This is a genomic window from Dictyobacter sp. Z7_2, assembly GCF_057551105.1.
Map to the genome: position 1 here is coordinate 3459274 of NZ_BAAJPE010000001.1, position 15876 is coordinate 3475149.

Consider the following 15876-nt stretch of genomic DNA (forward strand, 5'->3'; position numbering starts at 1 on the left):
TATGGATAGTTCATATCTACAGGATAGCGATTATGAGACGGCTCTGGCTATTGTGGGGATGGCGGGACGCTTTCCGGGCGCACTGAATGTCGAGCAACTCTGGCAGAATATCGCTGGCGGTGTGAAAGCGATGCGCCATTATAGCGATGAAGAGTTGCTGGCGGCAGGTGTAGATCCCTCGTTATTGCAGTCAAGCTCCTATGTCAAAGTTGGGAGTCCGCTGGAGGGGATCGAGCAGTTTGATGCCGCCTTCTTTGGCTATACTCCACGCGAGGCGGAGATCATGGACCCGCAACATCGTATCCTGCTGGAATGCGCCTGGGAGACGTTAGAGCATGCGGGGTATGATCCACATCGCTATGCGGGCTTGATCGGGGTCTTTGCCGGGTCCGCCTTTAGCTCATATCTGTTTCGCAATCTCTTTCCGCAGGAGAATCTGTTGGAGCGTCTGGGACAATTGCAGGTCGATGCCGCAAATGATCGCGATTCGCTCGCTTCAAAGATCTCTTACAAACTGAATCTCAGAGGGCCGGGCGTCTCAGTCCAGACCTTCTGCTCCACCTCATTGGTCTCCGTCCATCTTGCCAGTCAGAGTTTGATCAATTATGAATGCGATCTGGCTCTGGCTGGAGGCGTCTCTTTTATCCTGCCGCATGGTCAGGGATATCACTATGAGGAGGGCGGGATCGTTTCACCCGATGGCGAGTGCCGGACCTTCGATGCAAAGGCCCAGGGGAGCGTGATGGGCAGTGGCGTCGGTATGGTGGCGCTCAAGCGCTTGCAGGATGCTGTGGACGATCGAGATCAGATTTATGCAGTGATTCGCGGTTCGGCGATTAATAATGATGGGAGTATGCGGGTCAGCTATACGGCTCCCGGATTGGATGGGCAGGCAAATGTCTTGCAGGCTGCACTGAGCTATGCTCGCGTTCCGGTGGAGAGCATTAATTATATCGAGACGCATGGCACTGCAACCCGTCTGGGCGATGCCGTCGAGCTGGCTGCGATGCGTAAGGTGTATGAGCGGCAGACGAGCCGTAAAAACTTTTGCGCGATTGGATCAATTAAGCCGAATGTTGGACATCTGGATCGCGTGGCTGGCGTGGCTGGATTGATTAAGACAGTTCAGGCTTTGCGGCATCGACAATTGCCTCCCAGTCTCAATTTTGAGCAACCACATCCAGAGAGTGGTCTGGAGGAGAGCGCTTTTTATGTGAATACTGAGCTGCGTCCCTGGGAGCCTCTGAAGTTGGGCGAACTACGTCGCGCCGGTGTTAGCTCCTTTGGTCTGGGGGGTACGAATGCTCATGTAATTCTGGAAGAGGCACCTGCAGTTGAGGCTGAAACAGATGATAATGATTGGCAGGTGTTGATCTGGTCGGCACGAAGCGAGACGGCTCTTTTGGCTATGACGAAGCGTCTGCATGAGCACCTTGCACAGCATACAGAGCAGCACCTGGCCGATGTGGCTTATACGTTGCAACTCGGTCGTAGCGAGTTTCCTTATCGGCGCACTCTGGTGTGTCATACACGTGAAGAGGCTGTCAGCGCCCTTGAGGAAGGACGCGAAAAAAATATCTGGCAAGGCAAGGTTGAACGCAAGGAGTGCAAAGTTGCTTATCTGCTCCCCGGCGTGGGAGAGCAGTATGTTGGTCAGACTCAGGAGTTGTATGAGCATGAACCGGTCTTTCATGACGCTGTAGAACAATGCACTACATTGTTCAAAGCCTATCTGGATGAAGATCTGCTGGCGATTCTCTACGCTAAAGATAGACCTGGTAGCAATGGAAAGACGCAGCAGGCAGGTCTGAATTTGCGGGCACTTATGCGCAGAGATGCCTCTGCACCGTCTGCACTTGATCATTTGAAGCAGACAGCTGTGGCGCAACCGGTCGTGTTTATGCTGGAATATGCTCTGGCTCAATTACTGATACATTGGGGCCTCGTGCCGCAAGCTATGATTGGATATAGTCTGGGCGAATATGTGGCCGCCTGTCTGGCTGGTGTCCTCTCGCTTGAAGATGCGATCAAACTTGTCGCACATCGCGCTCAACTGATCCAGGAACTGCCGGGAGGGGCGATGCTCGCCATAGCCCTTTCTGAACAAAGTATCCAGATGTATCTCGATGAACAGATCTCTCTGGCAGCTATCAATGGCCCCACGACCTGCGTGGTTTCAGGGGATGTGGAGGATATCGAGGCGTTAGAGGAACAGTTGAATGAGCTGGGGATTGTGGCACGGCGCGTCGATACTACACACGCTTTCCACTCGATACATATGGAGCCGATCCTTGATCCATTGAGAGCTGTGTTGAGTGAGATATCTTTCCATGCCCCGAAAATTCCTTATCTCTCGAATGTCACTGGAACCTGGATTACTCCAGAACAGGCCACAGATCCAGAATACTGGTTGCAGCATCTCTGTCAAACCGTCCAGTTTTCCGCTGGCATGGAGACTCTGTTGCAGGAGACTGATTATGCTCTGCTGGAAGTTGGTCCAGGTCAATCATTGACCGCCTTTGCCAAGCAGCATCCAGCTTGCAAAAACGAGCGGCTGACTATGATTGTGCCAACACTTACAACTATTTATGATCAGCAACAATCTGAGTTGGCTTCTCTGCTGCAAGCAATCGGAAAGTTGTGGCTGGTGGGCGTTAGCTTTAACTGGTCAGTCTTCCATGAGGAGAAGCTACGCTATCGCGTGCCGTTGCCTGCGTATCCTTTTGAACGTCAGCGCTATTGGATTGATCCGCCAAAGTTGGGCAGTGGACAGAAGCGTCAGGTTCAGATACGACAGGGCAAATTGTCTGATCCAGCCGACTGGTTTTACCTACCGACCTGGGAGCAGGAGCCTTTGTTGGTCGCTAGCTCACCCGTTACACCGATGATCTGGCTGCTCTTTATGGATGAGTTGCAGTTGGCGGAGCAATTGGTGCAGGTATTGGAGCGAGATGGACATACCTGTATTCGTGTGTATGCTGGTACGACGTTTGCTCAGCAGCAGCAAAGTTATACTATTCGTCCTGGTGATCCTGCTGATTATCTGAGTCTGTGTCGCTCGTTGGCGGAAAAAGAGAGTCTTCCTCAGAAAGTGATACATTGCTGGAGCTTTGATTCGTCTAATAAACGTATATGCGCTGCTGAGCGCTTTGTGGAGCAGCAGGCGTTGGGCTTTTATAGCGTGCTCTTTCTGACAAAAGCGTTGGCTACGATTTTTCATGCCGATCCCTTGCAGATTCTGGTTGTGAGCAATTATTTGCAAGCGATCACTGGCCTGGAATCTGTGCAGCCAGAGAAGTCGCCTGTGCAAGCAGCCTGTCGCGTCATACCGCAGGAGCAGCTCAATATTACGTGTCGTTGTATCGACCTGGATGGAGAGCTTGTAAATGAGAGAGTTGTTGCACAGGTTGCGGCTGAGTGTACTGCCAGTGTTCTAGATCCTCTGGTGGCTTACCGCCAGCGACAGCGCTGGGTTCAGAGTTATAAGCCTGTGCAACTTGTACCTCCGGCAGCAGATAAAACGTCGTTCCGTACACAAGGCGTTTATCTGCTGACAGGTGGCCTGGGGACTGTGGGTCTGATCCTGGCGCGTTTTCTGGCGGAGCAGGTGCAGGCTCGTCTGGTACTGGTGGCCCGGACCGTTGTGCCTGAGCGTTCTCTCTGGGAACAATGGATTGCCAGTCATGAGGACGATGAGCCAATCCGGCAGAGGATCGAACAGATTCAGGCCTGCGAGGCGAGTGGTGCGGAAGTCTTGATCATTGCAGCCGATGTTGCCGATAGTGTCCAGATGCAAGGTGCTTTGGCGCAGGCACGGCAACGTTTTGGTGTCGTACATGGGGTTATTCATGCGGCTGGTCTGACGACGGATGATGGATTTCAGCTTGTCCAGGACCTTGATCAAGCAACTTGCGAAGCACAGTTTCGCCCCAAAGTTGCTGGCTTATTGGTGCTTGATCAGGCGCTGGGAGAGTATCCATTGGATTTCTGCCTGCTCTTCTCCTCTATCAGTACGGTGTTGGGAGGGCTTGGCTTTAGCGGCTATGCGGCAGCAAATACGTTTATGAATGCCTATACTTTTCTGCATAATCAGGATAATAGCAAGACTTCCTGGCAGTGTGTCAATTGGGACACGTGGCAGAAGGCAGATCAAGTGGAGGAACAACGTACTTCGACCGTGAGCGAGTTTGTGATGCAACCCAATGAAGGGATCGACGCAGTGTTGCGTGTGCTCATGGCTCCAGAGCTTTCTCATCTGATCAACTCAACAGGTGATCTGCATGCGCGTATTCAGCAATGGGTGCGGTTGGAGCCGTTGAGTAATGAAGCTCCTTTGATGGCTCAGGAAGGAGAAGGTCAAGAGGGAGCGCCTCGTCCACAGCTCTCAACTGCTTATGTCGCCGCTAGCGATGACATTGAGCAGACGATTATTGATATTTGGACGCAGGTGTTGGGGATGTCTCAGATTGGGATACACGATAACTTCTTTGAGTTAGGTGGTCACTCTCTGATTGGCATGCAGGTGGCATCACGGCTTCGGCATCACTTTCAGATCAGCCTTCCTTTAGCGACTCTATTTGAGTCGCCGACTGTGGCTGAATTGGCTGATGCCATCAAGTTGAAGATCCTGGAAGAGATTGAAAAAATGGAAGAGGATGAGGCGTTACGCCTCGTCTAGATGAACACGCTTATGTGTGGCATACAGGAAAAGGAGTATTCCCTTATGACAACCGAAGAAATTAAACAGACAGTTCGCTCATTTTTTGCTCGTTTCTTTTCGAATGTGGATCTGGCCGATGATCAGGATATCTTTGCACTGGGCTTTGTGAACTCGCTGTTCGCGATGCAATTGGTGCTCTTTGTGGAAAAGGAGTTCGGTATCGCGGTGGAGAATGATGATCTGGATATCGCAAATTTCCGTAGCGTCGACGCAATTACACAACTGGTGGAGCGTAACCGCATTGCTACGTCAACTCACTAGTCTTTAGCATCAGGGGAGCGGATCGTTGGTCGATTACGGGCAAATGCATCTGCTTCCTGACAGCTTGTATAGGAATTGGAGGCGGATATGGAGATTGAGCTGACAGCCCAACAAAGGGCTGCGCAACAGACTTTCCGAGCGTTCGTGGAGGCGGAGATTAGTCCTTACGCCGATCAGTGGGATCAGGAACAGAAGACGCCGGCTCGAGTGATTAAGCAGGTTGGCGAACTGGGATATCTTGGGGCTCTGGTTGGTCCGCAGGCGTTGGATATGATCACCTTTGGTCTGCTCAATGAAGAGTTGGGAAGAGGATGTTCGTCGATTCGTAGCTTGATTACGGTCCATTCGATGATGTGCTTTGCTCTGCAACGTTGGGGATCAAAGAAGCAACAAGAGCGCTGGTTATCACGTCTGGCAAGCGGAGAATTGATCGGGGCGTTCGCACTCAGCGAACCGCTGGTAGGTAGCGATGCCAGTAGTGTCGAGACGACCGCTACTGCGAGTGGTGACGAGTATGTGCTGAATGGGCGCAAGAAATGGATTACATATGGGCAGATCGCAGATCTCTATCTGTTGTTTGCTCGTTGCGATGATCGCGTCTCTGCATTCCTGGTGGAACGCAATACACCTGGTTTTGATGTGAAGCCAATTGATGGTCTGATCGGTACCCGCGCTTCGATGGCGGCCGAGTTGATTCTGACCGATTGTGTGGTGCCTAAAGCACATCTGATCGGTGGACGAGGATTTGGTCTGGCTTCGGTAGCGACCTCTGCCTTGGATATCGGACGCTATAGCGTGGCTTGGGGATGCGTCGGTATCGTTCAGGCCTGTCTAGAAGCTTCTTTGCAGTATGCTCAGACGCGCAAACAGTTTGGAGTTTATCTCAAGGAGCATCAGTTGATCCAGCGAATGCTCACCGATATGATCACGAATGTTAAAGCTGCTCGCCTCCTTTGCCTGAATGCTGGCTATTTGAAGGATACTGGATCGCCAGATACGATCATGGAGACATGGATTGCCAAATATTTTGCTTCGACCGCCGCTACACGAATCTCTGGAGACGCTGTCCAATTGCATGGCGCGAATGGCTGTAGCAGCGATTATGCGGTCCAGCGCTACTGGCGCGATAGCAAAGTAATGGAGGTGATTGAGGGAAGCACACAGATTCAACAGATTACGATCGCGAATTATGGCTATCAACTGGCGAATCTTACGAATGGATTGGGAAAGCAACAGTCCTGACATGTTTTGTAGTAATACATCAGAAAGAAAGATAGTGCTATTCTATGCTGAAAGACCAGATACAAGCTGTTATTGACGCGGAAGCTAAAAATAAACGCCAATCGATCAAATGTGTTGTCTGGGATCTGGATAATACCATCTGGGATGGTGTGCTGCTTGAAGATGAACAGGTCGTGCTCCGATCTGGCATCAGAGAGGTTCTGCAAACGTTGGATAGTCGTGGTATCCTGCTTTCGATTGCCAGCAAGAATGATCATGAACGTGCCATGCAGAAATTAACCGAGTTTGGTTTGCATGAGTATTTTCTCTATCCACAGATTAATTGGAACTCCAAAGGCTCCTCAGTCGAGGCAATCGCGAAAGCTATCAACATTGGGCTCGATACCCTTGCCTTCGTTGACGATCAGCCCTTCGAGCTAGAAGAGGTGCATTTTTCTGTTTCGGCTGTGCTGTGCATTGATGCGGAGCAGATTCCTCAATTGCTTGATATGCCTGAGATGATGCCGCGTTTTATTACCGATGATGCCCAGAAACGGCGCCAGATGTATCAGAGCGATATTTCTCGTAATCAGTCCGAGAAAGAATTTGTGGGCACCAGTGAGGAATTTTTGGCGACGCTTCAGATGGTCTTTTCAATTGCTCCGGCTCAAGAAGAGGATCTTCGCCGCGCAGAAGAATTGACGGTACGTACGCATCAGTTAAATACTACAGGCTATACCTATTCGTATGATGAGCTGAATGCTTTCCGCCTCTCGCCGACGCATAAATTGCTGGTCGCTGGCCTGGATGATAAATATGGCACGTATGGCAAGATAGGTCTTATCCTGATTGAATGCTTCTCGGATCGTTGGGTGGTCAAATTATTGCTGATGTCTTGCCGGGTGATGTCGCGAGGTGTTGGCACGGTCATGATAAATCATGTAATGCGCCTGGCAAAACAGGCTCAGGTGCCGTTACAGGCCGAGTTTATCTCGAATGATCGCAATCGCATGATGTATGTGACCTACAAATTTGGCGGCTTCAAAGAGGTGAAGAAGGATGGCGATTTAAGTATCCTGGAAAATGATTTGAGCCATATTCAGCCTTTTCCTCCCTATATCCAGCTGGATATTCAAGAATAAGGATATATGTATGCAGAAAAGTTTCTCAAGTCGGCAAACGGGCCTTTCGGCTGCCAAGCAGGCTCTCCTGGAAAAACGCTTACGACAGTTAGGCGGTCAGCAGGTCAAACCAGCCAATACGATTGCGGTACGACCAGCAGCAGAGACAGTCCCACTCTCGTTTGCGCAGCAGCGTCTCTGGTTTTTGCAGCAATTGGAGCCGGAGAGTGCTGCTTATAATGAGGCGATTGCGACGCGTATGACGGGTCCGCTCGATAGAGAGGTCTTTGCGCGTACGATCCGCGCCGTCATCGGACGCCATGAAATCTTGCGTAGCCGTTTCAAATTGCGGGATGGACAAGTCATTCAGACTATAGATGAACAGGTCCAGCATAGCTATGAGGTTCCTTATGAGGATTGGCGGGAAACCCCGGTTCAAGAGCTTGAACTACGCATCCAGCAGCGGACGCAGGAAGAATTACATCGCCCCTTTGGACTCATTGATGAGCTTCCCTGGCGCACCTTTTTATTTCGGATTGGTGATGAAACATACATTTCGCTCTCGATTTTGCATCATATGATTACCGATGCCTGGTCAATGGGGGTTCTGTATCGAGAAATCGGACAGATCTATGTGGCTTATAATCAAGGGAAAGCGCTGCCTGAGCCAGAGACCCCGCTGCAATATGGGGATTATGCGTACTGGCAACAGCATTGGTTGGAGAGCCCCGAAGCCAGGGAGCAATTGGCCTATTGGCAGAAACAGCTCCAAGCTCCCCATGCGGTGCTAGAGTTACCAACGGATCGGCCTTATCCAGAGATTCGTATCGGCGGTGGTCAGCGTTGTTCAGTAGATATTCCTCAGGCGTTGGGTCAGCAACTGGCAGAGCTAGGACAGCAGCAGGGAACGACTTTGTTTATGACTCTGTTGGCTGGCTTTTATATTTTATTGTATCGCTATTCACTGCAAAATGATCTCCTGGTGGGGACTCCAGTGCTGGGTCGTACAAGACCAGAACTGGAAGCATTGCAAGGCTGCTTCGTGAATACACTCGTTTTGCGTACGGCCATACAGGGAGATTGGAGCGTCAATGATCTCTTGCAACGCGTGCGTGCCTTGACTCTGGAGGCGTATGACCATCAGGATTTGCCATTTGAGAAACTGGTTGAGGTGTTGCAACCGGAACGGAGTCTGAGTCGAAATGCCTTATTCCAGGCATTGTTTGTCTTGCAGAATGCTCCCGATTCGCGAGTCGTCCTTCCCGGCCTGGTGCTGGAACCGTTCGAGATCCAGACGCAGACCGCGAAATTTGATCTTGAGTTGGCTCTCACTGAGACGAATAATGCTATTGCTGGCTTTATCGAATACAGTACAGATATCTTTGATGAGGGGACGATTGCTCGCTTGAGTCGGCATTATGTACAGATACTGCGTGCGATGGTGGCACAACCAACCGCTCAATTGGCAACTATCGAACTGTTTTCTCCAGAAGAACAAGCATCCTTGCTTGAGAGTTGTTCTCGACCAGCATCTGTCTCTCCTCGCGCAACCTCGTTCGTCGCGGGCTTCTTGGAGCAGGTTCGATTGCATCCAACCGCTGTGGCGGTGAGCGATGAGCATGAACAACTTACGTATGCACAGCTGTGGCAACGGGCCGAAAAGATTGCTGTTCGCTTGCGTCAGGAAGGTATCGGACCAGAACAATTGGTGGGCCTGTATAGTGAGCGTAGCGTTATCTGGGCGGTTGGATTCCTGGCAATTTTGCTGGCGGGAGGTGTCTATCTGCCACTTGATCCGCGTTATCCGCAGGCTCGTTTGCAGCAAATTGTGAAACAAAGTCATCTACGCCTGTTATTGGTTTCGCCTGAGCAGCAAGAGACAGCTGGACAGATCTCAAAGGCACTCAGTGATATCGGGGCATCACTTAATGTACAGGAGCTCCTGGAACAAGTTACCTCTGATGATATAGCGGCTGTTCCTGATGGAGCGATCCAAACGTTTGAACGGCAACTGGCTTATGTAATCTATACCTCTGGCTCGACCGGCGTGCCAAAGGGGGTATTGATTGAGCAGCGCGGGATGCTGAATCATTTATATGCCAAGTTGGAAGAATTGAAGCTGGAGCCCGACGATTGTCTCGCACAAACAGCCTCTTCAAGCTTTGATATTTCTATCTGGCAGGTATTGACTCCCTGGTTGGCTGGTGCTTCGGTACGCATCTATAGTGATGAAGTGGTGTGGAATGCACCAGAGTTGCTACGTCAGGCGGCACGAGACGGCGTCAGTGTCTTAGAAATTGTGCCTTCCTGGCTGGATCTCTTATTCGCTGATGCTCAGCTTCCCACGGGCCTCGGTAAGTTGCGCTATGTGATGTCGACCGGTGAGGCTTTGCAAAGCTGGTTGTGTCAGCGCTGGCAGCAGCGGTATCCTGAGATTGAGCTGATCAATGCCTATGGGCCTTCAGAATGTTCCGATGAAGTGACGCATCATCATGTACGTGGTGAGCAGGATAGCATCAGTGGAAGTGGGGTTGTGCCCATCGGCGTCCCATTGGGTGATACCAGTTTATATATCCTTGATGAGCAGTTGCATTTATGTCCTATTGGTGTCATCGGGGAGATATATATCGGCGGGATTGGTGTGGGTCGAGGGTATCTGGATGAGCCTGAGAAGACGGCTCAGGCGTTTCTTCCTGATCCCTGGAGTCAGGCACCTGGAGTACGACTCTATCGATCTGGTGATCTGGGGTGTTATCGATCTGATGGCGTGGTCGAGTTCTATGGGCGAAAAGATGATCAAGTTAAGCTGCGTGGCTATCGTATCGAGTTGGGTGAGATTGAGCAGGTGTTGCAGAAGCAGGCAGGCGTTAAGACGTGTCGCGTGTTCAAAAAGATGGGAAGTACTGGACGTGAGCAGCTTGTTGCCTATGTGCAGCGAGATGTAGAGCGCGGCGATATGCAAGAAGCTCTGCACAATATGAGTAGCCAGTTGCCCGAATATATGATTCCGACAGCGGTGGTGTTTCTCGATACGTGGCCTTTGAATGCGAATGGAAAAGTTGATAAGAAGCGTTTGCCTGATCCAACGGATGCCGAGAGCGTTGGCGAGCGTAGCGTGTATGTTGCCCCACGTACACCTCAAGAAACGCAGCTTGTGGCTATCTGGCAGGATGTGTTGGCGTTGCCACAGATTGGCATACATGATAACTTCTTTGCTCTTGGCGGTCATTCGTTGCTGATCACGCAGATTATTGCTCGTGTACAAGATACTCTGACAGTGCCTCTGACAGTGCGCTCTATTTTTAAGAATCCAACAATCGAAGAACTGGCAGGCGCGGTTGTGAAGATTCAGGAGCGTAGTACCCAGTTGCGGAAACACTCTGTGGCTTCTGTTTCGCGAGATCAGTTTCGTCAGAAACGCCAGGGATAAAGAATAGAAAGAAGGGCTCCTTGATATGGATCAGCAGCAGATGACAATTAAGTCGCAGGAGAGTGATGAGGCGGCTTATCCTGACACGTCGGCAGGATCTCCTGCTGAGTCATCAGATGCCGTGCAGAACGAGGATGTCTTTGTTCTGCCCGCTTCATTTGCACAGCAGCGCCTCTGGTTTTTGGAGCAATGGGAACCAGGAGTTTATAATATCAATCTGGCCGTACAACTTCTGGGCCAAGCGGACTTGCCCGCGATTGAACGTTCCATCCAGGGTATTGTGAAGCGACATGAGATTTTGCGGACAACTTTTACGATGCAGGGGAACCAGCTCTTTCAGGTGGTGGTACCGACCCTGACCGTGTCATTGACGCAGGTTGATCTGACCCCGTTCCCGCAGGATGTGCAATCGATGAAACTGCGTCGTGTAATCAAGGAAGATTCACAGCAAACGTTTGATCTTATCCGTGGTCCGTTGTTGCGCATCAGCGTGTTGAAACATCGCGAAGATAAACATACACTGCTCTTCTGCATGCATCATATTATCTCTGATGGGTGGTCAATGGAGGTGTTTTTGCATGAATTTAAAGCGCTCTATGTCGCAGATGTGAATGGAGAACCTTCGCCGCTACCAGATCTGGAGATCCAATACGCGGACTATGCGATGTGGCAGAAAGATTGGTTGCAAGGCGAGGCGCTAGAAGAACAGATGGCGTATTGGCGACAGCAGTTGGCCGATATTCCGACGCTTCAGTTGCCTCTTGATCACGTGCGTCCCGCCATTCAAACATTTCGTGGTTCGCTGCGTCCCATTTTTTTGTCGACTGAGCTGAATACGGCTCTCAATGCTTTGTGCCGACGGGCCAATGTGACGCCTTTTATGCTCCTGTTGGCTGTATTTCAGACGCTCCTCTATCGCTATAGCGGCCAGGAGGCCATCGCCGTTGGAACGCCAATCGCGGGTCGAATCGAGAGTAAGCTAGAGCCTCTGATTGGTTGCTTTATTAATACGCTGGTTCTGGCGACGAAATTTGAGGATGAGCTGACATTTTGGGAACTGCTCAAACGTGTGCGCGAAGTCGCTCTGGGCGCTTATGAGCATCAGGATATCCCTTTTGAACGCCTGGTGGAAGAGTTGCAGCCGGAGCGCAATATCAGCCATAATCCTCTCACTCAGGTTATGTTTGCCCTTCAGAATGTTCCGCAAAGCGAGATCGAATTGCCGGGCGTGCAACTGAAGTCCTTGAATGCGATGGAGCATTCTATTCTTAATTCAGTTGGCAATTCAGCAAGCTATAGCGCCCAGAAGCATCGCGTGATGTCCGAGAATAAGACGGCTATGTTTGATCTGGATCTGACGCTCTGGGAACGCGGCGAGGAGATATTTGGGGAGATCAAGTATAATACTGATCTGTTTGAGCCGGCGACGATTGATCGCTTGCATGATCATTTTTTGATATTGCTGCAAAACGTGATTGCTGATCCTCATCAAGCGGTTGGACTTATTCCACTGCTGGCGGAAAAGGAAGCGCAGCAGTTATTGCAAGAATGGAATAATCCACCACCTGCCAGTATCCGTCCCGCCAGCTTTATAAAAGGAATGTGGGAACAGGTACGACTTCACCCCGATACCTTCGCTGTCAGCGATGCAGATGAGCGGCTTACGTATAAAGAATTGTGGCAACAGGCTCAACACGTTGCACGTATCTTGCAAGCACATGGGATTGTCACAGAACAATTGGTGGGGCTCTATAGCGAACGCACGGTGGCCTGGTCTATTGCTATTCTGGGGATTATGCTGGCTGGTGGCGTCTATGTGCCACTTGATCCACGTTATCCACAGGCTCGCCTGAAGCAGATGGTGAGTCAGAGTCGTCCACGATTGCTGCTTGTATCGCAGGAGCAGGAGGCATGGGGCGTCCAGATGCTGAGTGAGCTGCAAGAAAAAGGAGCAAATTCTGAGCTTCTCATTCTGCAATCCTTACTGGCTGAGCAGCCTGACTTTGTTGATGAGTTGGAGATGGAGGGTCCTGGTTGGTATGCAGGGCAGCAGTTGGCGTATGTGATCTATACTTCAGGCTCGACCGGTGTGCCGAAGGGCGTTCTAGTAGAGCAGCGCGGGATGTTGAATCATTTGAGTATTAAGCTTGAAGAGTTACAGGTGCAATCCGAAGATATCGTGGCACAGACGGCTTCAGCTTGCTTTGATATCTCGATCTGGCAGCTACTCACTCCCTGGCTGGCCGGCGCTGAGGTACGGATCTATGTCGAAGAAGTTGTTTGGAACGCCGAAGAGTTGTTACGGCAGGTTGTGCGCGATGAAGTTAGTATCCTGGAGGTCGTGCCATCATGGCTGGAGACGCTGCTGGCCGAAACGCAGCAACCAGCAGCAACCGGGGCACTGCGCTGTCTGCTGGCAACCGGTGAGGCTTTGAAGAGTGATCTGGCAGTTGCGTGGCTCCAGCGTTATCCATCGATACCCTTGCTCAATGCTTATGGGCCTTCCGAATGTTCAGATGATGTAACGCATCATATAGTCGGTAGCCTACAAGAGTGTGAGGGACGCAATCAGCAGGTTCCAATTGGGCATGCCCTCGCGAACTTGAGCGTCTACGTGCTGGATGCGCATCTTGCTCCTCAACCTATTGGAGTGATTGGCGAGCTGTATGTGGGAGGAATTGGGGTCGGGCGAGGTTATCTGTATGAGCCTGAGAAGACTGCTGGCGTCTTTCTGCCAGATCCTTTGAGCTCGCAAGCGGGAGCACGTCTGTATCGTACTGGCGACCTGGGACGCTATCGAGCAGATGGTGTGATAGAGTTTTGCGGGCGGATCGATGAGCAGGTGAAGCTGCATGGCTATCGCATCGAATTGGGCGAGATAGAACATATCCTGCGGCAACAAGCAGGTATCCAGGAGTGCCGGGTCCTTAAAAAGACAAACGCTGGTGGTAGCGAGCAGCTTGTAGCCTATATTCAAAAAGAGCAGCAGACGGAAAATCAGGAAAGTATCACAGCCGCTTTCAGCTCCTTACGCGAGTCTGTACCTGAGTATATGGTTCCTACGGCGGTGGTTTTTGTTGAGAGTATGCCGCTAACCGCAAATGGAAAAGTGGATAAGCGACGTTTGTTAGCTCTGAATATCGATGATACCTTTTATGATCAAGCGGCATATGTGGCGCCGCGTACGCAGCTGGAGAAGCATCTGGCGGCATTGTGGATGGAGTTACTGGGTGTACAATTGATCGGGGTGCATGATGATTTCTTTATGCTGGGCGGGCATTCACTGCTCACTGTACGCTTGATGAAGCGAATTGAAGAGGATTTCGGCGTACGTCTATCCCTGGCGACGATCTTTCAAGGAAGAACGATTGAGTCACTGGCGCATACGCTGCATCGGCATAGTATTGGCTCCTCTCCCGCCACACAAATTGATACACAGGTTGATGCGCCTGTAGATCTGCTGGCGGATGCGACGCTGGAGAGTACAATCTGTCCCGAGGTGTGGGTGGGGGATTTGAAGATAGCTCCTGCACGTGTCCTGCTTACTGGCGCGACAGGAACCCTGGGATGTGCGCTGCTGGCAGATTTTTTGAGAAAGACATCTGTGCATGTTTACTGTCTCATACGTGCTACCGGTCTGGCAGAAGGCGAGCAGAAGTTGTGGAGTCTGCTCTTAGAGAGTGGGATAGATGTCTCGCCCGAGTGGCGTGAGCGTATACATGTAGTGCAAGGCGATCTGTCTCAGCCGTTACTGGGGCTGACTTCTGCTGAATTTATGCTGCTCGCAGAGACGGTGGATACGATCTACCATAATGGTGCTTTTGTGAATATGGTCTATCCATATGCAGAACTAAAAGCAGCGAATGTACGCGGTACAAAAGAGGTCATTCGTCTGGCGACTACGCATCATATAAAACCATTGCATTATGTCTCGACCTTGAGCGTCTTTCCTCATAAGGGAGAAACGCTCGTACAACATGTACGTGAACAGGAAGCACTGGATGAGTTTCTCAATTATGTCCATGGGGGATATGCTCAGAGTAAATGGGTGGCGGAGAAGATTGTGACCATTGCACGCTCACGCGGCTTGCCGGTTGTTATTTATCGGCCGGGGCGCATTAGTGGTGATAGCCGCAATGGCGCGTGGCGTACAAATGATGTTTTCTGTCTGCTGATCAAGAGTTGCATCATGCTTGGTAAGGGACCAATCATGACGGAGAACGATACTCTGGAGATGACTCCGGTTGATTATGTGAGTGGGGCTATCGTGGGATTATCCTTGCGCAAGGCTTCTCTGGGGCAGGCATTCCATCTGTACAATGCAGTGCAGGGCAAGGTGAATGACATTATTGGATGGCTGAATAGCTTTGGCTATGATGTGCAACCTACAGAGTATACGTTGTGGTATGAAGCAGTTGCGCGGTTGTGCGAGGAGGAGGATGCCAGGGCGGCAGATGCAGGATTTAGCGGCGTTCTGTTGGAATTACCGACGCCTGATTTATTTCAGGTGCAAGCTCGCGAAGGTCAAGCTACACGGGTGGAGGCCGATTACAAGAATACACATCTGGCACTGAAACGCCTGGCTGTGACTTGTCCTCCTCTCGATGAGAATTTATTGCATACCTATTTGAATTATCTGGTGCAGTGCGGCTTTTTGCCTGTGCCGGCGCGAAAAATGTAACATGTTGGAGAGTGTAGCTCAAGATTGTTATTGTATTATTTAAGAAAAAAAGGAGATGTCATGTATCAAGAACAACAGGATAGAGAGCGCGGTTATACGCAGCAGCGTGATGTGCCTCCAACTGGAGAGCGTTTTTCTTATGATCAGGATATGGGAAGTACGTATGGTCCTTCTCAGAAGATTTATCAGCAATCGCAGCCGGGGCTGACGCAGAAGCAGCGGATGACGGTGGCAATTGTTTCTCTGGCTCTGCTGGCTCCTCTGTGTGCGGTTATCCTGGAAGGGAATGTCTCAGATGCTGAGGCTGGCAATCTTTTGTTTGCGCTGGGACGCTGGGCATGTCTATTGGTGGTGTGCTTGACGATTGCTGTGATTAATCTCGCTGTGAATTGGCGGCGTTGATGTGACTGTTAAATCCAACTATCTAGAACGATGGGTCATG

Annotated in this window: 7 protein-coding genes; all 7 read left to right on the forward strand. The window is 50.8% G+C overall.

Annotated features, from left to right (window positions below; all coding sequences use genetic code 11):
• The first annotated feature begins 1 nt into the window (after position 1).
• The 7 genes from AC27N8_RS13405 to AC27N8_RS13435 all read left to right on the forward strand — a co-directional run bounded on the left by AC27N8_RS13405 (position 2) and on the right by AC27N8_RS13435 (position 15836).
• The gene (locus tag AC27N8_RS13405; RefSeq protein WP_487067796.1) at positions 2–4678 is read left to right on the forward strand and encodes a type I polyketide synthase; all 4677 of its coding nucleotides are present in this window, start codon (positions 2–4) and stop codon (positions 4676–4678) included.
• A gap of 45 nt (positions 4679–4723) precedes the next feature.
• Positions 4724–4981 (forward strand): acyl carrier protein, encoded by a 258-nt coding sequence (locus tag AC27N8_RS13410; RefSeq protein ID WP_487067798.1) that lies wholly within the window; start codon positions 4724–4726, stop codon positions 4979–4981.
• An 87-nt stretch (positions 4982–5068) separates the two neighbouring features.
• Positions 5069–6223, forward strand: coding sequence for an acyl-CoA dehydrogenase family protein (locus AC27N8_RS13415; RefSeq protein ID WP_487067800.1), 1155 nt, complete (start codon positions 5069–5071; stop codon positions 6221–6223).
• A gap of 44 nt (positions 6224–6267) precedes the next feature.
• Positions 6268–7344: an HAD-IIIC family phosphatase gene (locus tag AC27N8_RS13420; protein WP_487067802.1), complete on the forward strand. Its 1077-nt coding sequence runs from the start codon at positions 6268–6270 to the stop codon at positions 7342–7344.
• Between the two features lie 10 nt (positions 7345–7354).
• Entirely contained in the window at positions 7355–10753 is a 3399-nt protein-coding gene (locus AC27N8_RS13425; RefSeq protein ID WP_487067804.1) for an amino acid adenylation domain-containing protein, read from the forward strand.
• Positions 10754–10778: 25 nt separating this feature from the next.
• Complete coding sequence (locus AC27N8_RS13430; RefSeq protein WP_487067806.1) at positions 10779–15434, forward strand: non-ribosomal peptide synthetase family protein; 4656 nt, start codon at positions 10779–10781, stop codon at positions 15432–15434.
• A 60-nt stretch (positions 15435–15494) separates the two neighbouring features.
• On the forward strand, positions 15495–15836 hold the full coding sequence (locus AC27N8_RS13435; RefSeq protein ID WP_487067808.1) for a hypothetical protein: 342 nt from the start codon (positions 15495–15497) through the stop codon (positions 15834–15836).
• The last annotated feature ends 40 nt before the right edge of the window (positions 15837–15876 follow it).